General features: G+C 41.4%; 17 protein-coding genes. 12 read left to right on the top strand and 5 right to left on the bottom strand.

Features of this window, described 5'->3' with window-relative positions:
* Positions 1 to 82 precede the first annotated feature (82 nt).
* Positions 83 to 568, bottom strand: coding sequence for a TlpA family protein disulfide reductase (locus tag BMY70_RS20380; protein WP_090338127.1), 486 nt, complete (start codon positions 566 to 568; stop codon positions 83 to 85).
* Between the two features lie 424 nt (positions 569 to 992).
* Between BMY70_RS20380 and BMY70_RS20385 the strand changes: the two genes are divergently transcribed.
* From BMY70_RS20385 to BMY70_RS20395, 3 genes are read left to right on the top strand one after another with little or no spacing between them, the layout of a single operon-like run.
* On the top strand, positions 993 to 1,400 hold the full coding sequence (locus BMY70_RS20385; RefSeq protein ID WP_090338128.1) for a hypothetical protein: 408 nt from the start codon (positions 993 to 995) through the stop codon (positions 1,398 to 1,400).
* Between the two features lie 16 nt (positions 1,401 to 1,416).
* The gene (locus BMY70_RS20390; RefSeq protein ID WP_143072136.1) at positions 1,417 to 1,875 is read left to right on the top strand and encodes a hypothetical protein; all 459 of its coding nucleotides are present in this window, start codon (positions 1,417 to 1,419) and stop codon (positions 1,873 to 1,875) included.
* Between the two features lie 41 nt (positions 1,876 to 1,916).
* Positions 1,917 to 2,816, top strand: a complete 900-nt coding sequence (locus BMY70_RS20395) for a winged helix-turn-helix domain-containing protein (protein ID WP_090338130.1) — start codon at positions 1,917 to 1,919, stop codon at positions 2,814 to 2,816.
* 61 nt (positions 2,817 to 2,877) lie between these two features.
* On the opposite strand, the gene BMY70_RS20400 is transcribed toward BMY70_RS20395, so the two are convergent.
* Together BMY70_RS20400 and BMY70_RS20405 are read right to left on the bottom strand one after the other, a co-directional pair.
* Positions 2,878 to 4,593: a GMC oxidoreductase gene (locus BMY70_RS20400; RefSeq protein ID WP_090338131.1), complete on the bottom strand. Its 1,716-nt coding sequence runs from the start codon at positions 4,591 to 4,593 to the stop codon at positions 2,878 to 2,880.
* 14 nt (positions 4,594 to 4,607) lie between these two features.
* Complete coding sequence (locus BMY70_RS20405; RefSeq protein ID WP_090338132.1) at positions 4,608 to 5,213, bottom strand: gluconate 2-dehydrogenase subunit 3 family protein; 606 nt, start codon at positions 5,211 to 5,213, stop codon at positions 4,608 to 4,610.
* Positions 5,214 to 5,551: 338 nt separating this feature from the next.
* On the opposite strand from BMY70_RS20405, the gene ytxJ reads away from it, so the two are divergent.
* Both ytxJ and BMY70_RS20415 read left to right on the top strand, forming a co-directional pair.
* Positions 5,552 to 5,893: a bacillithiol system redox-active protein YtxJ gene (gene ytxJ / locus BMY70_RS20410; protein ID WP_090338133.1), complete on the top strand. Its 342-nt coding sequence runs from the start codon at positions 5,552 to 5,554 to the stop codon at positions 5,891 to 5,893.
* A gap of 44 nt (positions 5,894 to 5,937) precedes the next feature.
* Complete coding sequence (locus BMY70_RS20415) at positions 5,938 to 6,501, top strand: DUF4468 domain-containing protein (protein ID WP_177197082.1); 564 nt, start codon at positions 5,938 to 5,940, stop codon at positions 6,499 to 6,501.
* Positions 6,502 to 6,512: 11 nt separating this feature from the next.
* On the opposite strand, the gene BMY70_RS20420 is transcribed toward BMY70_RS20415, so the two are convergent.
* Positions 6,513 to 8,870 (bottom strand): mechanosensitive ion channel family protein, encoded by a 2,358-nt coding sequence (locus BMY70_RS20420; RefSeq protein WP_090338337.1) that lies wholly within the window; start codon positions 8,868 to 8,870, stop codon positions 6,513 to 6,515.
* A gap of 146 nt (positions 8,871 to 9,016) precedes the next feature.
* Here BMY70_RS20420 and BMY70_RS20425 point away from each other — a divergent pair, with 146 nt between their 5' ends.
* From BMY70_RS20425 to BMY70_RS20455, 7 genes are all read left to right on the top strand, one after another.
* Positions 9,017 to 9,601 (top strand): GNAT family N-acetyltransferase, encoded by a 585-nt coding sequence (locus BMY70_RS20425; RefSeq protein WP_090338135.1) that lies wholly within the window; start codon positions 9,017 to 9,019, stop codon positions 9,599 to 9,601.
* An 86-nt stretch (positions 9,602 to 9,687) separates the two neighbouring features.
* Entirely contained in the window at positions 9,688 to 11,235 is a 1,548-nt protein-coding gene (locus BMY70_RS20430) for a SulP family inorganic anion transporter (RefSeq protein ID WP_090338136.1), read from the top strand.
* A 177-nt stretch (positions 11,236 to 11,412) separates the two neighbouring features.
* Positions 11,413 to 14,136: an exo-rhamnogalacturonan lyase family protein gene (locus tag BMY70_RS20435; protein ID WP_090338137.1), complete on the top strand. Its 2,724-nt coding sequence runs from the start codon at positions 11,413 to 11,415 to the stop codon at positions 14,134 to 14,136.
* Positions 14,137 to 14,413: 277 nt separating this feature from the next.
* Positions 14,414 to 15,445 carry an aldo/keto reductase gene (locus BMY70_RS20440; protein WP_090338138.1) on the top strand — a complete coding sequence of 344 codons (1,032 nt, stop codon included), beginning with the start codon at positions 14,414 to 14,416 and terminating at the stop codon, positions 15,443 to 15,445.
* Positions 15,446 to 15,644: 199 nt separating this feature from the next.
* On the top strand, positions 15,645 to 16,211 hold the full coding sequence (locus BMY70_RS20445) for a TetR/AcrR family transcriptional regulator (RefSeq protein ID WP_090338139.1): 567 nt from the start codon (positions 15,645 to 15,647) through the stop codon (positions 16,209 to 16,211).
* Between the two features lie 75 nt (positions 16,212 to 16,286).
* The gene (locus tag BMY70_RS20450) at positions 16,287 to 17,039 is read left to right on the top strand and encodes an SDR family oxidoreductase (protein WP_090338140.1); all 753 of its coding nucleotides are present in this window, start codon (positions 16,287 to 16,289) and stop codon (positions 17,037 to 17,039) included.
* A 202-nt stretch (positions 17,040 to 17,241) separates the two neighbouring features.
* Complete coding sequence (locus BMY70_RS20455; RefSeq protein WP_090338141.1) at positions 17,242 to 17,976, top strand: TlpA family protein disulfide reductase; 735 nt, start codon at positions 17,242 to 17,244, stop codon at positions 17,974 to 17,976.
* Between the two features lie 82 nt (positions 17,977 to 18,058).
* On the opposite strand, the gene BMY70_RS20460 is transcribed toward BMY70_RS20455, so the two are convergent.
* The gene (locus BMY70_RS20460) at positions 18,059 to 19,000 is read right to left on the bottom strand and encodes an NADP-dependent oxidoreductase (protein WP_090338142.1); all 942 of its coding nucleotides are present in this window, start codon (positions 18,998 to 19,000) and stop codon (positions 18,059 to 18,061) included.
* Positions 19,001 to 19,021 lie beyond the last annotated feature (21 nt).

The raw sequence follows: 19,021 nt of genomic DNA on the forward strand, positions 1-19,021 counted from the left end.
CAGCGAAGTTTATAGAATCTCACCAAAGAGCTGCACTCGATTGACGGTGCAGCTCTTTTATATTAGCAGTTTATTCAAGATATCAGAAGGATTTTAAGGCCTTGAAAATCTCAGTGTAGGGTTGTTCGCCCTCAAATGTCCTCAGGTGTTTTCCATTTTTATCATACATCGCTATATACGGAAATGATCGGATCTGATAATATTTCTGCACGAGATAAGACGTTCCTTCGGTTCCAATTTTAATGTTGGGATAAGAGGCCAGATTGTATGTCGTTGCAAATTGTTTCACCATCTCCATGGGCTGAAAGGTGATCATAACCAACTGCTTGTTGCTGATCACCGTGTAGTTTTTCAATAATGCTTTCGTAAACTCCTGACAGTGATCACAATCCGGTGAAAAATACATTAAGACTACCGGTCCCGGAGTTAATTGTGCAAAATTGTAAGGTTTCCCGTTTGTCAGCGTCATCTGAAACGGTGCAATTTTTTTTGTTCCAACGGCTGTCTGACTAAAACCCGAAACCGAAAGAAGTATAAAAAGGAAAAGAGGAATTATTTTTTTAGACATCTGAATTATTTTTTAAACAAGGCTGCAAGATAGGATTCTTTTTGATATAGAGAGATTGAAGTATGCAAGAAATAAAAGCATCAAATGTGATAAAGATTCGGTGAACGAGTGAATGACATTATTGCGACTTGAAATTTCCAGAGAGTAAACCAGATCAATCACACGAAATCTTGGGAAAAGGCATTTGATTAAAGATTTTAAAATCATAACCTGCATGATAATCAGAGTCAGAACTTACAGCGAGGTCGGAAAATTTATGGTCATCAGGGTTATTTCTAAAGCCAAAACCTTTTCCGTCTCATAGTCTTCAACTTTTACATTTCCATTACAATGTTTTACAAGCCTTTTACCAAAGGATTTTTGGCGGCCACTACTTTTGATCCGGTTCCTCAAAGTTTATTCATTCACCTTAAAATAACGGATCATGAAAAAGCGAAGTCTTTTGGTAGTCGGATGGCTGGTAGCCAGCGCCGGAATATCGTTCGGACAAAAAACATTCACGAGTTGCTCGGCAGTGTTTCTCAATAACAAAATGGTCGCGAGCGAGTATAGTTCGAGTGGGAAAAGCCAACTGGCTGCAAATACAACAGGAATGCTTACGGTTTGCACAGCGGAAATAACATCTGCAGAAACAAAGGCAGTAGATAAAATATCGTTTAAGGTGGCAATACGTAATCAACGTACAAACACGTTGACCCTATTTTCCAAACAAGATTTCAGGCAGGTAAGTATTCAAAACATTTTAAAAAAATGCACAAAAGGTGATTTTATTGTTTTGATGACCACAGATGAACAGTACGCTTTACCGCATAATGAAATTCTCGTTTTATAAAACAACATTCAGAAACATGAAAAATCAAATCACAAGAATCTTAATGATACTGATTTACACATCGACGATTTCGATTTCGGACGCCTTACCCAAAAATAGTGCGACAACTCGTTTGTCATTGCGCCTGAATGGAAAGTTGACGGAGCCGAATGAATTTATTCACGTAACAAACGGACGCCTGACTCTGGTTGACCACAACTCTAAATATGGCTCTGAAACTGAATTGCAGTTTTTTGCATATCTAAAACGAGCGGGAAAAATCGTTGATGTAAATGCCTACGCACATAATTTTTCAGTCCGTAGTATTGAGTTGAGCGAAATTCTACGATCAGCGCAGGTGGGTGACGACATCATTATTGAACCTGCCAGAAAAGCAGATAATTCGGGCAGAAAAGTAATATATGTGAGATATTCGATGCTTTTCCCGGTTTTTAACTGGTTTCCATTTTTGAACAGAAATAAGGGAGGATGTTAATTCGCAGCATTTTGGTAAGTTTATTATAAAATTTCGAAAAGATGAGTTTCAGAGGTGTCAGGTTGAACACAAAGGCGACATTCACTTTAATGGGGATGATTTTTCTGATATTTTCCACGCAGGAAAAAGTGACGGGTAATAATGAGTCTGTCAGGTTTTCTGAAAAAGTAAATCTTGCTTTACGCCGCACAGCGCATCTTTTACTTGTTGAAAACGGAGATTCTACGTCCGGTATATCACCGGTTAAACAGGAGGATGCCGGCACTTTTGTGGTTAGAATTAACAAACTTTTTGACTATGACAAACTCCCTGGTTTACTGCAAAAATCATTGAAAGTTCATGGAATTGACCGGGGTTATGATGTTTCAGTGTTTCGTTGCGAAAACAGCACAATTGTTCTGGGTTATAATTTTCAGGATTTAAATCAAAAAGAGGGGGTGCCATGTAATGGACGAAAATTGGAGGCTGATTGTTACAATCTGAAAGTTACTTTTTATCCTGAAATAAAAACTGCCTCTGCAAGCACTAACTGGTGGATTTTGCCAGTTGGAAGTTTACTGGCAGGATTGGGCTTTATCGTATGGAAAAGAGCAAAAAAGGAGGAAAAAGTAGTTGATTTCGTGTCGAATATCGAAACAGATCACAAAATAAATTTCGCCAATTCTTCGCTTGATATAACCAGCCTTATTTTAATCTCCGAAGGCAGGATTCACAATCTGACATATCGGGAAGCCAAATTGTTACATCTTTTCGCGAATAATAAAAACAAGGTTTTAGAACGTGATTTCATTTTGAAATCAGTATGGGAAGACGAAGGGATCATCGTTGGAAGAAGTGTTGATGTTTTTGTCTCCCGTCTGAGAAAAATGTTGGCAGATGATCCGAACGTCAAGATTAGTGCAATCCACGGCATTGGTTACAGGCTGGATATTATCCAGTAAAGTAACGGAGTCAGTTTTCAAACGCTGACTCCGCTATTATTGATAACTGACAAACGTAATCTTACAAATTCTGTTTTTTCAATTCCTCGACAGCATGATTCGCAGATCTGGCCGTCATCGCCATGTACGTTATCGACGGGTTTACACAGGACGAAGAAACCATTGCGGCGCCATCCGTAACAAATACATTTTTACAATCATGGATCTGGTTGAATTTATTCAGAACTGACGTTTTGGGATCTTTTCCCATCCTCGCCGTTCCCATATCATGAATTCCCAAACCCGGATGTGTGTCCGTACGGTTGAATCCTGAAACGTTTTTAAACCCGGCTGCATCGAGCATTTCCATAGCAGAAGCCATCATATCTTTACGCATAGCGAGCTCGTTTTCGCCAAAAGCAGCGTCAAAAACAATCATTGGAATTCCCCATTTGTCTTTTTTGTCTTTATCTAAAAACATCCGGTTGGAAGGATCCGGCAAAATTTCTCCGAAACCACCAAAACCCATGGTCCAGGTTCCGGGACGTGTCATATCTTCTTTGAAACTCGCGCCAAAACCATTCATTGTTATGCCGCGCTTCCAGTCACTTTTACTCGCACCTCCCTGATAACCATATCCGCGAAGAAAGTCTTTTTTATCAGTTCCCCAGTTTCTGAAACGCGGAATGTAAAGTGCATTTGGCCTTTGTCCAAAAATATAATCATTTTCAAATCCGTCAACCGTTGCGTTCGCGCCGACGCCCAGGTGGTGATCCATAATGTTACGTCCTACCTGATCGCTGTCATTGCCGAGTCCTGTCGGGAAACGTGAAGATTTGGAATTAAGAAGCAAAGCGGCGGTATTCATTGAACCAGCGTTCAAAAAGACAATTTTAGAAAAAAACTCTTCGACCGCCATCGTATTCTGGTTAATTACCCGGACTCCTTTGGCCTTTTTCGTATTTTCATCATAGATGATTTCAGTCGCGATTGTATCATGCAGTACAGTTAATTTTTGGGTTTTCCGAGCTGCCGGAATCGAGCCGGACAATGAACTGTAATAACCTCCGTAAGGGCACCCTCTTGAACATTTGCTGCGGTATTGACACGAAGCTCTTCCCAGTTCAGTATGCCAGGGCTGCGGTCTTGTAAGATTTGCGACCCGCCCGACTGTAACAGGCCGATTGAGTTTTTTCATCATCGTGTCCCTAAAATAAACCTCGGGCGCGCTCATAGGCATTGCAGGCAAATAATGACCGTCCGGCAACACTTCCCAACCCTCTGCCTGTCCGCTGATTCCAACAAATTTTTCAACATGTGCATACCAGGTTTCCAGGTCTTCATAACGGATTGGCCAGTCGATCGCAATACCTTCTTTTGCGTTTGCTTCGAAATCTTTTTTATTCATCCGGTAAGATTGCCGTCCCCAATGCATCGATTTTCCACCGGTATGGTAGGCTCTGATCCAGTCAAAAGGACGTTTTTCTATATAGGGATTTTTCTTGTCATCCGTAAAAAACTCAGCTGTTTCTTCATTTGCCAAACTCCCAAAACGGCTGTTCGCCCAGTATTCTTCTGCGGACTGGATCGAAACTTTTCCACGGTGATCGAATTCCCATGGCCCTTTCATGGCTGTATCATAATCTTCAATATGTTTCACCTCACGTCCCCGCTCGATCATCAGAACCTGTAAGCCACGCTCTGTGAGTTCTTTGGCAGCCATGCCGCCTGTCATTCCCGACCCTACAACTATGGCGTCAAATGTATGTGCTTTATCTGCTTTTAAATTTAAGTTCATGGTGATGCTGGAAATTAATAGGCGAAGGATTTTTGATTGGGTTTCAGTTTGATCATTTCCAGTTTTCCAGGAATAGGAACATAATCAAAAGAAGATTTTAAACCTTCTTCGGAAGTAAAATAGCCGAGCATTGTGAGCTCTTTCATCAGGCGCCAATAGGGAAGGCCTTTTACCTGTGCAGCCATCTGCTCTCGATCTTCATTGTCGCCCATTTTTGTCTGCTGCACCTGATATGCCTTCATCTGTTCAACTGTGTCATTTTCCACTTGTTTCAGCATTTCTGTTTTTTGTGAAACTGTTAACGATAGAAAGTCTTTCTTTTCCAGGTTTCTGATACCTTCCAGGAAGCTGACATGTTCGGGAGTTTTGTAACAATCTTTCAACATCATCACAATGAAGGCAGGCACGCCGGCATCCTTCGCGCCGGGCGTGCCGGTTTTTGGTATGATCAGCTCCGCAACTTCTGCAATGATAAGCTTCTGATTATCTGTCACGACGAAATCAGCAGCAGAACTCCCCGAGACCGGATTTTGCCAGTGATCCATCGCCAGCAACGTCGGTGCGGAAAATGTTCCTCCCAGCATAAGGGCAACACTTTTTAGGACATCTCTTCTGTTCATTTTGGTATGAATTTTGTTTCTGTATCGTATTTATGACTGACAGATATGAATTGTCACCTTTTTAAGGGGCTTTTAACCCGCTTGGGATTAATATTAACAAGCCGAACCTGCTGACTATCAACTATCCATTTCTTGTGTCGATACTTAAAGAGAATCTTTTGGCGGAAATACTTGGTAAGACAGAAGTGTCAGCTGGAAAGATAAAAACGGTACATAAAAAATCTGCTTTAATTGATTTTCAGAGCGGTTTTCAGATTTATTTATAACATTTTTAAACTGCAAACGGCAGTTATTTGTTGTTACTTTGCAAATCAAATCAGTAATCAGAATTTTTTAGCATGACCTGGAAAACATTAAAGACAGAAGCAGACGTTCAAGAACTTTTCAATGCCAACGAATATTCTCTGATTTATAAACATAGTCCTCGCTGTATGACCAGCCTCATGGCATTCAGAAATATGAAGTCGGGGTCGGAGTCAGATTACAGCATTCCTTTCCATATTGTAGACGTGATTGAGGATCGTGAGGTTTCGAGTCTTATCGCCAAAACCTTTGAAATCAAACATGAATCCCCGCAGGTTCTGATCGTTAAAAACGGCGAGTGTATTTTTAATACATCCCACGAAAGTATAGTTTTGAAGGACATTGTTAAAAAGATCAATGCCCTGACTGAGGCATAATCCTGCTAAGTTCTGTTTTTATTTATCCAATTAACTTTTTGCGCGTGAAAAGAATTTTTGTTGCTTTTCTGTTTCTAATTTCGGTTAATCATTTCAGTTTTGGGCAGGAAGGTATTCTGCCATTGGATAGCAAAAGCAACGCGGTATATTCCGATCTTGGCTCAGTTCAGCTGACGAAAGATATTCTTTTCCAAAATGCTCAGAAATGGGTCGTGAAGACATTTGGTAACTATGAAAATGCCGTGGTTACTGAAGATAAGGCCTCTGGAAAATTAGTCTTGAATACTTATGCGCCCATCCAAAGTGCCGCCTATGAATATCTACGTCTGACGATGACTATTAACTGCCAGGATAATAAATATCAGGTTTCGGTAACTGAGCTGGAAGGGATAGCCAAATCGCAGACGATCACACGTTTAGGAAAAAGACAAAATGACGCCATTCAGGAGAAGTCTGTTTTAGTTAAAACGGAGTCTAACCGTAAGAAAAAAACGGTGGCTGAAAACGAGCTTGAAGAAATGAAGCTGGACAACGACCGTGTAAATGATACGGTTTACGGTTTATTGGCCTCACTTAAACAAATGATGGTTTCTGATGCCGAAAATTGATCAAGGTGAAATTACATCACCTTGATATTATTTTCTTTAAACTTTCGATAAAGCGTTTCCAGGACATAACTTTTGAAGCCAGCCTCCACATAAACACTTTTTACCCAGACGAGAATTTTTAATTCGACGTTATCCGCACCAATACTATTAAAAAGAATCTGGCGTGGAGCATTTTTAATAATATCCTCCGACTTGTCAACCGTTTCAGTGACCAGTTTTTTTACCAGGTCAAGATCGGATTCAACGTTTACTTTGAACAGAATTTCGCTTTTAAGCTGAGCGTTTTTCTGCGTATAATTTGTCAGTCTTCCTGACAGTAGGTCACCATTTGGAATGATAACCCGCGAACCTTGCGAGGTCAGCATTTTGCTCGACCGGATTCCAATATCAAGCACCTTTCCTTTTTTGTCGGCCAATTCGATATAATCCCCGATGTTGAAGGGTTTCTCAAAAATCAGGATGATTCCTGAAACAAAGTTGTTAATAATGTTTTGCAGACCGAGCCCGATACCAACTCCCAGCGCTCCAAGCAGAACAGTTATTTTGTCGAGCGGAACGCCGGAAGCGGTTATCGCAAAAAGAAATCCGATTACAATAATAACGAGCCGAACGAGCGCAAGTTTTGAATTTTTTTCCACCGCCGTGCTGCCAAAGCTGCTGTCCGATTCGCCGAAAAGTATTCCGATGTTCTTTTGAAGAACATTGGATAAATAAATGATAACCGCAAAAAATAGTATATTCCCTAATGAGAACGTGATATTCCCGATAGTCCGTGGTTTTAGAAGAAGTTGCTGTAACAAGTCGACGATAGAGTCAATGATGTTCAGGTTGATCGCGAACACCAGAATCCAAAGCAATACCGATATAAAAGACAGCATTTTAGTAAACTTTGCGCGGCTGCTTGCGACATTAATCCTCGAAAAAATCCCTCCCGAACAAGAACTGACTTTGATCTGCAATTCCATCGCTTCGGCGACAATCTGAACAAAAACGGCGAGACTTAAAATTTGCACAAGCCCGCTGATCGCTGTTAAATGGAAAGATTTAGCCAGACTGATTCGTCCGAAAATATTCAATAACACAGCCAATAAATTAAGAATTACATAAATAACAACGACCGGCTTTATGAACTTTTTATGAAAGTTTGCTTCCTGCATCTTTCTGTAAAGCCAGATTCCAAAATATATCGATAGGGCATTCAGCAAGATCAGTAAAGATCTTAACAGAAGTGTTTCATTAACAAATGCGTTGGTGAAAATGACAAGGGTATATAATCCTAAAATTGTAAACCAGACGCGCAACTGGGTTTTAGGTAACCGCCGGAACAAAAATATACTGAGTGTAACAAGTAACAGAAACTGATTCAATTCAATGTAAATAGACGGAGAATCCGGCTCAAAAAGGGGCGTCAGATTAAATAAAACAACCAGTGTCGAAAGGATCGGGACTCTGGCGATGTAACTAAACTGTAATTCTCCGATGCTGGCTGAAAGTTTCGGCTGAGAAGCCAGACGAAAATTAATATATACCCACCAGAAAAAAGCTGCGCAAACAAGGAGCAGTAGAATCCTGTTATCCCAGGTCGAATTGAAAAAATAACGCAAGATCTTATCCTGGCCGAAGTATGAGGTTTTTATAAGTTTTCCAATATTATCAGAATTATTCGTCTTCGGTGCATTCCAGAGATAACGATATTCTTTGCTTAAAACGTTTTTTCCAGATTCTCTGATGTAATCATCGACAACGGTTTGTAAGTCAATTGTTTGAAAATAAAGAGTCGAGACATCTGCAAGAAGCCGGCTAACGGTATCCAGATTGGCAACTGTAACTTTTCCCGTATTTTGGAGTCGAACTCTTAGATCATCAATTTGTTGTGCATATAATTTTCGCTGTGTCGTATCGCTGCTGTCTACAATCAGTAGAGAATCTCTTCCGAATCGGATAACCTCCTCGGACATACGTTGTAGTTCGGAATTGTATTTGGACAAGGATTTGCGCCAGGAAGCCGTTTTAAGCTGCGCGTCAGTTAGCATTAAACGATAATTCAGAAGATTTTTATTATCCGGAATTGTTTTGTTAACCTGCATCGCTGAATCGATCTGCGCCACGTTCAGCTGAATTTTCGTTAGATCATGCCTTATTTTGTCGCCATCATATCCTTTTTTGTTCGCACCATTCATTTCGGTAATTGCCGCCTGATATTTTTCCAGCCGGAAAAGCAAGGTGTCGGGAATGACAACAGTGGAATCCGCTTTGATGTTTTTATTTTGTGCTGATAATAATCCACAGGAGAAAACTAACAAAAAAAATAAAGCGGTGTAGAATAGCCTCGGGCATTTTGATCCTTTTGATGCAATGAATTTCTTCATATCAATTTTTAAATTAACAGATGTGGCAAACCAGCAAATAACATGCCCGATAAGGATAGATTCTATAACGAGACGCTTTTTTGTTTGTAATATCAGAAATTTGAGATTAGGTATCATAAGTATTCGTTTCATTGAATTTTTAAATTATGATCAAGGGAACAGAGGCAGATAAAGATTTGGTTGTGAACATTCTGACCAGTGCTTTTTTGGAAAACAAGAGTGTGAATTACATCGTCAGACAGGATAAATTCATACGAAAAAGAATAGAGGCGCTGATGGCATATTCATTTGATTGTTGTACTCTTTTCGGTGAAATTTATTTATCAGAAGACAGAAACGCATGTGCATTAGTATCGTTTCCAGATCGCAAAAAAACAAGTTTAAAATCGATTCTGCTTGATATTAAACTGATTTTAAAGTCAACCGGCATTTCCAACATTCCGAAGGTTCTGGGGCGTGAAAAATTGATCTCGAAAAATTATCCGGATTCTGGTATCTATTATTTATGGTTTATAGGCGTTGCTCCGGAAAATCAAAATATGGGTCTTGGAAAAAAATTGCTGGCTGAAATTATCGAAGATGCCCATCAAATGAATCGATCTGTTTATCTCGAAACATCGACAGAGAAAAATGTACCTTGGTATCAGAACTCAGGCTTCGAAATTTATAACAAGCTTGATTTTGGATATATCCTCTTTTTACTGAAACGAAAACCTGAATTGAAAAATTGAACTGCTATCAATCGTCGAGTTCTGTGAAAAATTAAGAACTATGCAGACTTAATTTTTAGTTTTGCAGACAATTTTATTTTGCAAAAATGACCGGTTACCTCAATTTATTCGATTTCAAACAAAAAGTAGATTACAAAAACGAGATTTTGGCAGGTCTCACGGTCGCAATGACAATGATGCCCGAATCCTTATCTTTCGCAATTCTGGCCGGACTTCCTCCTCTGGCTGGCTTGTATGCCGCGTTTATTATGGGTTTGGTGACAGCGTTTTTTGGTGGCCGACCGGGAATGGTTTCAGGCGGAGCAGGAGCAACGGTTATCGTGCTGATTTCCCTCATGCAATCGCACGGCCTTGACCATGTATTTGCAGCGGTTGCAATGGCCGGAATTTTTCAAATTTTAGTTGGTGTTTTCAAACTTGGAAAATTTATACGTCTTGTGCCGCAACCCGTTATGTACGGCTTTGTGAACGGGCTCGCAGTGATTATTTTTACGTCGCAATTTGAACAGTTTAAAACGATTTCGAACGGTCAGACTTCCTGGCTGACAGGAATGCCGCTGTATATTATGGCAGGTCTGGTGGCCTTGACAATTGCGATCGTTTTGGTTCTTCCGAAACTGACAAAAGCAGTGCCAGCTTCTCTGGTTGCCATTATTGTTGTGTTTGGTCTGGTTCTTGGCTTTGAAATTGATACAAAAACGGTACGAGATATCGCTTCCGTAAGCGGTGGGTTTCCCACGTTTCATTTTCCTGCTGTACCTTTAAATTTTCAAACGCTACAAATTATTTTCCCTTATGCCCTCATTATGGCCGGCGTCGGCCTGACGGAAAGTTTATTGACTTTAAATCTTGTAGATGAACTGGTGGGTAATCGTGGTAATGGAAATCGTGAATGTATCGCCCAGGGAAGCGCAAATATCTTAAATGGATTCTTTTTTGGAATGGGCGGCTGTGCGATGATCGCGCAGACTTTTGTCAATATTTCTGCGGGAGCGAGGGCAAGATTATCCGGTATTATCGCGGCTTGTACGATATTACTTGTTATTCTTTTTGGTGCGCCACTTATAGAGAAAATTCCTATGGCAGCGCTTACGGGCGTGATGATCATGGTAGCGATCGGCACTTTTGAATGGGGCAGTTTTAAGATCATTAATAAAATGCCCAATAAAGATATTTTCGTGGGAATTCTTGTCGCACTTATCACGATCTGGCTTCACAATCTGGCACTCGCCGTTCTGATCGGCGTGATAATTTCCGCTCTTGTTTTCGCGTGGGAAAGCGCAAAAAGGATCAGAGCAAGGAAATATGAGGATGAAAATGGTGTAAAACACTATGAAATTTATGGTCCGTTATTTTTTGGCTCAACAATGGCCTTTATCGAAAAATTTGACATCGCCAATGATCCTGAAAATGTTGTTATTGATTTCAAAGAGAGTAGGATAGCTGACATGAGCGGGATCGAAGCGCTCAATAAATTGACGGAGCGTTACAAAAAAGCAAACAAGAAATTACAGCTGCGACATCTGAGCGAGGATTGTCGTCTGCTTCTTAAAAATGCTGACTCAGTTATCGCGGTAAACATCCTTGAAGATCCTACCTACAAGCTTCCAATTGAGGTGAACGATAAAAGTTAATTGGAGAAGACAACTTCAATCTATCTTAACAGTAGACAACAGGAGAGTTCTGAAAGGACGCTTGCCTAGATTTACATTGACGATTATACTTTTCGCACCTTAAATGTCTGTAAACGAACGGATATTGATACGCAAAAGTGCACCGGACCAATTGACTTTCAGGTAAAATATTCAGTGATGAAGCACAAGAATTCGATCAGCCGCAGAAAATTCGTGAAAAATGCAGTGTTGTTAACCGCCGCTTTTCCAGCGGCCGGTTCGTTTTCAAAACAAAGTGATATCAGCAAGACACCGGCAGCGGAACCGGTTGCGTTGAAATGGCTGGATTCCGAAGCTCCGGTAAAACTAAGCGGAGCAACTTGGGGCGTTCCCTGGCCAAAAGGTGTTTTGAAAAAGGATGTTTCCCTGAATTTAGAAAATAAAGATGGCAAAAGCATTTCGCTGCAAAGCTGGCCGCTCGCCCAATGGCCGGATGGCTCTTTGAAGTGGACTGCACATGCGATTGGAGCGAATGCGAATTTACCGGAAGGACTTACACTCAAACCTGGAAAGGCCCCTACTTCCGCAAAACAAATAAAAGTCGATGAGACAAGTAAAAGTATTGATATTGATACCGGAATTATTTCCTGTAAATTAAACAAATCAGGAAATATCATAATTTCTTCTATTTCGAGAAACGGGAAACCAGCTCTGCAGCATGGAAAATTAGTTTTATTGGTACAGGATAGGGCGGAGAACGAACCGGGAGAATCTGTTAATTCAGAACTTTTTGACGGCAGGATTGAATCGGTAGCGATTGAACAAAAAGGGCCGGTAAGGGCTGTTGTCAAGATTGAAGGAAAACATAGTACCGGAAAGAAAAATCTACTTCCTTTTGTCATCCGGCTGTATTTTTATGAAGGAAGCGACGCCATCCGGATCATGCACACGATTGTGTTTGATGGAGATGAGAATAAGGATTTTATAGCCGGATTGGGAGTTCGCTTTGCTGTTCCTTTGCAAGATGAACTATACAATCGCCACGTGCGGTTTACGGGCGAAAAGCATGGCGTTTTTTCCGAGGCAGTACGTGGGCTGACAGGTTTGCGACGCGATCCCGGACAGGCCGTGTCTGATGCACAGGTTGGTGGGAAGGCAACTCAGGATGCATCAACATTTCCGGCAACTGTCTCCAAACGATTAAATTACATCCCGGCGTTTGGCGATTATACGCTTTTTCAACCAACCCCCGATTCATTCGAAATTCAAAAAAGAACGAAAGGTGGGCACGGATGGATCCAGTCTGCTTTTGGCGGTAGATCTTCCGGTATGGGATATCTGGGATCTCCTTTGGGTGGTGTTGCGTTCGGAATAAGAAATTTCTGGCAAAGTCATCCGGCACAGCTGGATATACGGGATGCTCAAACAGAACTTGCAGAGGTGACGATGTGGCTCTGGGCTCCCAAAGCTGCTGCCATGGATCTTCGTTTTTACCATGACGGAATGGGACAGGATACGTATGAAAAGCAGCGTGATGCTCTGGAAATCACCTACGAGGATTATGAACCGGAATTTGGCCGGCCTGTCGGGATAGCCCGAACAAGTGAATTATCTATCCAGATTCTAGCCGCAACGCCAACAAATGCGGAACTTTCAAACCTGGCCTCAGCAATACAAAATCCGGCGCAGATTATCTGCGATGCGAATTATTACAGCAAAGTTGGAATTTTTGGAGGAGCGTTCAGCGCGGTTTCCAATAAAAATCCATTGGAGGAAAAGATTAACAGGCAACTGGATTTTTACTTCGATTATTATCAAAAACAAGTTGATCAGAGACGCTGGTATGGGTTCTGGAATTTTGGCGATGTAATGCACACCTACGACGATGACAGGCACGTTTGGCGCTACGATGTAGGCGGATTTGCCTGGGACAATTCCGAATTATCAACCGATCTCTGGCTCTGGTACTATTTTCTGCGAACTGGAAAAAATGATGTTTTCAGAATGGCGGAAGCAATGACGCGGCATACCGGAGAAGTGGATGTACATCACATCGGGCCGTTTAGCCCGCTTGGTTCAAGACATAATGTGCAGCATTGGGGGTGCAGTGCAAAACAATTACGAATCAGCACAGCTGCGAACCGCCGCTTTTACTATTATCTTACCGCAGATGAGCGCGTTGGCGACCTGATGCGTGAGCAGATACACGCTGACCGTACTTTAAGAGAAATTATTCCAGGCAGAAAGATTGGACAAGTGGCGCCAAAAAATGATTCAAAAGAAGAACTTGCCAGTATTTCTTTTGGTACTGACTGGGGAGCTCTCTCGGCAGCATGGCTTACGGAATGGGAGCGGACAGGTGATGAAAAAATGAAGACCAAACTCCTGAACAGTATGGAAACCATCGCTGGTCAGCCGCATGGCTTTTTCACAGGTGTTTCCACCATGGATTTGAATACCGGAAAGTTTGAATCTGCCGATCCAAAGCAATTATCTGTTTCTCATTTAAGTTCAGTTTTCGGCCTCGCTGAAATCTGTGCTGAGCTTATTCAAACTTTTGAGCTTCCGGAATTTGAGAAAGCATGGGTCCGGTATTGTGAATTATACAACGCGACGCCAGAAGAACAGAAGGCAGTTTTGGGAGAAAGTCTGACTAAATTGAATTTGAAACAGGGTCATTCGCGTTTGACAGCTTTTGCTTCGCTGCGCAAAAAGGATAAGGTGCTGGCGGCAAGAGCCTGGAGCGAATTTTATGGAGGAGAGGCGGGTATCAAAAAGCCGGTTTTGAAAGTAACTCAGCTTACTGGACCTTTGGTACTAAATCCAATTGACGAAGCAGAAGGTGTGTCAACAAATGCTGTCGCTCAGTGGGGACTTGCCGCCATGCAATGTCTGGCTTTTGCTGGCAGTGAATTGAAATAAGCCGGAATTGAAGTGTTTCTTGAGTATAAAAGTAAAAAGTGAGCATGGTTTGGCATTAACCTTGTGCCTTTGTTTATAAGTTAGAAATTTTTACCAAACTACTGATCTTCAAAGAACCGGTAAACAGCCCCTGTTTAAACCGATTTTAATTCCTATCTTTTCCTAAACAGAAATTATCTTTCACACTTTTCTGTTAAAACAGAGCGTTGTGCGGGCTTTAACACAGTTATGCCAGGCAACGCATAATTTTCATTCTTCACTACAAAGTTAGATACTTATGGAATACAGGCAATTAGGTGCTTCCGGTATTAAAGTTCCGGTTTTAAGTTTTGGCACTGCTACTTTTGGCGGTGGAACTGAATTCTTTAAAGCTTGGGGCGAGACCCAGCTGGAGGAAGCGAAGAGACTTGTAAATATTTGTCTGGAAGAAGGCGTAAATCTCTTCGATACAGCTGACGGTTATTCCAAAGGATTAGCAGAGGAAATCCTTGGAAAAGCATTGGGAGGGCTGCGGAATCAGGTTTTAATTTCTACCAAAGCAACATTTCCAACCGGTGACGGGCCAAATGATTATGGCTCATCACGTTTTCATTTAATTCAGGCCTGTGAAGAAAGTTTGCGTCGCTTAAACACGGATCATATTGACATTTATCACATGCATGGCTTCGATGGCAACACGCCTGTGGAGGAGACACTCCGGGCGCTGGACGATCTTGTCACAAGTGGAAAAGTGCAATATATAGCCTGTTCTAATTTTTCTGGCTGGCATTTAATGAAATCGTTGTCGGTTTCGGAACGGTATGGCTGGGCCAAATATGTTGGGCATCAGGCTTATTACTCGTTGTTGAACAGGGAATTTGAATGGGAATTGATGCCTCTCGGCCTTGACCAAAAAGTGGGAACCATCGTCTGGAGTCCACTTTCAGCAGGATTGTTAAGCGGAAAATTCAAAAGAAACCAACCAAAACCAGAGAACAGCCGATTAAGTCAGGGCGGCTCACAAGGGCCGGAAACGAATTTTGAGCTGCTTTATAATATTGTCGATACTATGGAAGAAGTAGCTGGCGAGACTGGGAAATCCGTGGCGCAGGTTGCGTTAAACTGGCTTTTGCAGCGCCCAACCGTTGTTAACATCGTCATCGGTGCCAGAAATGAGGAACAGCTGAGACAAAATCTCGGCTCTGTTGGCTGGAATCTGACAGCTGATCAGATCAGAAAACTTGACGAGGCGAGTAACGTGCCACCTATCTATCCATACTGGCACCAGCGCGGAAACACGACGTTGAATCCAATTCCTAAATTTTACTGAAAACTTTTTTGCCACGAATGCACGAATTTTTCACAAATTGTTTGCGTATGTTTTTGTGAAATTTGTGTATCCGTGGCTAGAAATGCTGTTTAAGTGTCAAAATTTAACGGGATCAGGGAATTAAAGAAAAAATCTTGAGCCAAATTTGTTTACTTACTAATAAGTAAGTAATTTTGGTTTGTCAATAATTAAGAAGATAATGAAAGCAAGAACGGAGACTAAAGAGAAAATCGTTGAACTGGGAACAGACCTGATGAAATCGATTGGATATCCTTCGTTAAGTTATCATCAGATTTCGTGCAAGCTCGGTATTAAAAATGCTGCGGTACATTATCATTTTCCAAGCAAGGAAAGTCTGGGATTAGAGATTCTGACTGATGCGATCATCTCATTTGAGGAAGTTATCTTCAATGTTTCCGGTCTAGGCTCCTGGGAAAAGCTGGACCTTTTTTTTAAAAATTACAGGAGACATTTAGAGAGTAACAATAAGATATGTTTGATCGGCGCCAGTGCCTCCGACTACCAGGAATTGCCCGAATCGATGCAAACGGCAGCTACCGAATATCTGGTTTTAGTTAAAGGTTGGTTTGTTGAACTGCTCGACAAGGGTAGGAAGGAAGGTAATTTTCACTTCAAAGGTGAGCCTGAGAACAAAGCAGCAGTTATCGTTTCTGCATTGGCGGGAGGATTGCAACAAGCTCGTCTTATCGGAAATGCTCATTTCGACGGCATCGTAAATCAATTAAAAGAAGATTTAAAGCCGTAAAAATTTTTGTAAGCATTACTTACTTATTAGTAAGTAAAATATTCACTATTTAATTTTATATCTACAATCGAAGTCATGTCAACACAAAAAGTAGCATTTATCAGCGGAGCCAATCGCGGAATTGGATTTGAAACGGCTAAAAAATTAGGGAGGCTAGGTATATTTCCTGTCATCGGGTCAAGAAATGAATCGGCTGGAAAAGAAGCGGTTGCCAAATTAAAGGCAGATGGAATTGAGGCTGATTCTATTATTTTTGATGTCAACAATAAAGCGGATTATTCCAATGCTTATAATTATTTTGAAAGTAAATTTGGAAAACTGGATATACTCGTCAACAATGCCGGTGTCTCATTGGAGGGTGATCCCGTTGCTTCGATGTCCAATGTGAATCCAACCACCGAAATTTCAGAAGAAACACTTCGAGGAACACTGGAGGCAAATTTTTTCGCGCAGGTTTTCAGTACCCAGGTACTTTTGCCGCTGATCAGAAAGTCAGAAGCCGGCCGGATTGTAAACGTATCCAGCAGACTGGGATCTCTGTCACATCATTCTGATCCTGCATCGCCAATATATCCGATTCAAATGTTCGCTTATAATACCTCAAAAACAGCACTGAACGCTTTTACGGTACATCTTGCTTACGAATTAAAAGATACAGCGATCAAAGTAAATTCTGCACACCCGGGTTGGGTTCAGACGGAACTGGGAGGTTCTTCGGCTCCTGTTACACCTGAGGACGGAGCTGAAACCAGCGTTCGTCTGGCCACAATTCCGGCTGACGGACCAACAGGTGGATTTTTTTATTTGGATGATGTCATTCCGTGGTAGAATAAAAAACGGATGGGTTCGGCTACCAGGTTTCACAAGAATCTGAAGTCTGCCACGATAACTATTTTTTGCCATTGGGAAGCTTGGCTGTGAACCGGCCAAGTTTTTTTTCTTCATTTTTTTATATTCTCCGGACTAAAAAAGACGCGTTTACTAAAATATTGAAGCACGAAAGTCAGTTATATATCAAAAATAATTGTCTATGAATTTCAGATTTATCGGATTCCTTCTGTTCATTTTGTGTGTTGAAAATAGTCAGTCTTCGCTGGCTCAGGTATTGAGAAGTAAGGGGAAAATGAACCAGCAGTTTGTGATGAACGACGAAACCGTCATAATAAATCAAGCGACCGGAAAACGTATCAGTTATAATGCGTACGACGACTTACTGAAAAAAAATCCGGGCAGATACCGTACGCAGCCGGTTTTTGACAAGTTTGGAAAAGCATCATCCTTCGCATTGATCCCGAAGACAAAATCAGAAATTGAAACGGGTATTACTCTGACGGTTGACGAGGACGGAATGCCGGAAATCGGGCAGCCGCTTCCGCCATTTATTATGACAGGTCTGGACGGGAAGACTTATGATTCTGAAAAACTTCGTGGTAAATATATTCTTCTCGGATTTTGGGTGAAGTATGAAAAGCCAATGTATACCTGGGAAAGCACTAAGATTATTTCCAATTTTATACAGCAAAATGAAGAGAAAGGTGTCGAGATAGTTTCTTTGGGAACAACCATCAACACAGACGAAGAATGCAGGAAGTTCATCCCAAAACGGAATTGCGGATTCATTCCTGTACCAAATTCTTACGGTTTCAATCATCGATATAAAATAACCGAAACACCTTTTTTTGTTCTCGTCGATAAAAAGGGAATTGTAAGGGCAATGGCTCCGCATACCGAATTTGACAAGATCAGCGAGTTGTCTCTGCGCTGAAACCTTTGCGTTCAAAGATGATATTGGGATTCAGAAAACTTCAGGGCGCGTAAACGCCTACCCTGAAGTTTTGATTAGTCATCTAAACAGTAACGACAACCTTTCCCTTGGTTTTTCCTGTTTCAACTTGCAGATGAGCTTTTCCCATTTCTTCGAATGGAAAAGTTTGCGAGACGTGCGCTTTCACAATTCCGGTTGACAGAAGTTCAGCAACAGATCTCATATCTTCGCCATTAGAACTTACAAGAAAGAAAAAACCATTGATACCCTTTGCCTTAGCCTTTTCAGTAATTGACTCGGCCATGCCGGATGGAATTGTAATCAATATTCCACCTTCTTTGATCGTTTCAAGAGATCGATCCATATTGTCACCACCAATGGTATCCAGTACAAAATCAGCGTCTTTAACAACGTCTTCAAATTTTTGAGCTTTATAATCAATATGTTGATCAGCACCAAGTGAAAGAACGAAGTCCTTATTTTCGACAGAGGAAGTGCCGATTACATAAGCGCCAATATGTTTTGCCATCTGGACCGCAAAATGTCCTACACCACCAGCTGCAGAATGAATTAAAACTTTATCGCCTGCCTTAACTTTTGCATGCGTTGTCAATGCCTGGAAAGCGGTAAGAGCGGCCAAAGTTGCAGCGGCAGCTTCTTCATGCGAGATGTCTGCGGGTTTGGTCGCCAAATGTGAAGCGGGTGCGGCGATATATTCCGCGTAGGCTTGTCCATGACCAGGAAAATTGACCATACCAAAAACCTCGTCTCCTATCAGAAATTCAGTAACTGCGGAACCAGTTTCTACTACAATTCCGGAAATATCCCAGCCCAGAATCAGTGAATTCACCTCCTTTAGGCGGCCATACATACCTTTTCCTTGCCGAGTTTTCACGTCAACAGGATTGATACTGATCGCTTTAACTTGAACCAATACTTCATTTTCAGTGATGGTAGGTTTTTCTATGTTTGATAAAACCAGATTTTCTACATCTCCGGGACTTTTTAACACGTAAGCTTTCATAAATTTTGAAATGTTTTATAT

The organism is Dyadobacter koreensis (genome assembly GCF_900108855.1).
GTDB lineage: Bacteria > Bacteroidota > Bacteroidia > Cytophagales > Spirosomataceae > Dyadobacter > Dyadobacter koreensis.

Coding starts and splice junctions, on each gene's coding strand:
- BMY70_RS20460 (WP_090338142.1), bottom strand. CDS start 19,000: ATGAAAGCTTACGTGTTAAAAAGTCCCGGAGATGTAGAAAATCTGGTT.
- BMY70_RS20395 (WP_090338130.1), top strand. CDS start 1,917: ATGAGTTTCAGAGGTGTCAGGTTGAACACAAAGGCGACATTCACTTTA.
- BMY70_RS20455 (WP_090338141.1), top strand. CDS start 17,242: ATGAATTTCAGATTTATCGGATTCCTTCTGTTCATTTTGTGTGTTGAA.
- BMY70_RS20390 (WP_143072136.1), top strand. CDS start 1,417: ATGAAAAATCAAATCACAAGAATCTTAATGATACTGATTTACACATCG.
- BMY70_RS20420 (WP_090338337.1), bottom strand. CDS start 8,870: ATGAAGAAATTCATTGCATCAAAAGGATCAAAATGCCCGAGGCTATTC.
- BMY70_RS20450 (WP_090338140.1), top strand. CDS start 16,287: ATGTCAACACAAAAAGTAGCATTTATCAGCGGAGCCAATCGCGGAATT.
- ytxJ (WP_090338133.1), top strand. CDS start 5,552: ATGACCTGGAAAACATTAAAGACAGAAGCAGACGTTCAAGAACTTTTC.
- BMY70_RS20400 (WP_090338131.1), bottom strand. CDS start 4,593: ATGAACTTAAATTTAAAAGCAGATAAAGCACATACATTTGACGCCATA.
- BMY70_RS20380 (WP_090338127.1), bottom strand. CDS start 568: ATGTCTAAAAAAATAATTCCTCTTTTCCTTTTTATACTTCTTTCGGTT.
- BMY70_RS20435 (WP_090338137.1), top strand. CDS start 11,413: ATGAAGCACAAGAATTCGATCAGCCGCAGAAAATTCGTGAAAAATGCA.
- BMY70_RS20385 (WP_090338128.1), top strand. CDS start 993: ATGAAAAAGCGAAGTCTTTTGGTAGTCGGATGGCTGGTAGCCAGCGCC.
- BMY70_RS20440 (WP_090338138.1), top strand. CDS start 14,414: ATGGAATACAGGCAATTAGGTGCTTCCGGTATTAAAGTTCCGGTTTTA.
- BMY70_RS20425 (WP_090338135.1), top strand. CDS start 9,017: ATGATCAAGGGAACAGAGGCAGATAAAGATTTGGTTGTGAACATTCTG.
- BMY70_RS20445 (WP_090338139.1), top strand. CDS start 15,645: ATGAAAGCAAGAACGGAGACTAAAGAGAAAATCGTTGAACTGGGAACA.
- BMY70_RS20405 (WP_090338132.1), bottom strand. CDS start 5,213: ATGAACAGAAGAGATGTCCTAAAAAGTGTTGCCCTTATGCTGGGAGGA.
- BMY70_RS20430 (WP_090338136.1), top strand. CDS start 9,688: ATGACCGGTTACCTCAATTTATTCGATTTCAAACAAAAAGTAGATTAC.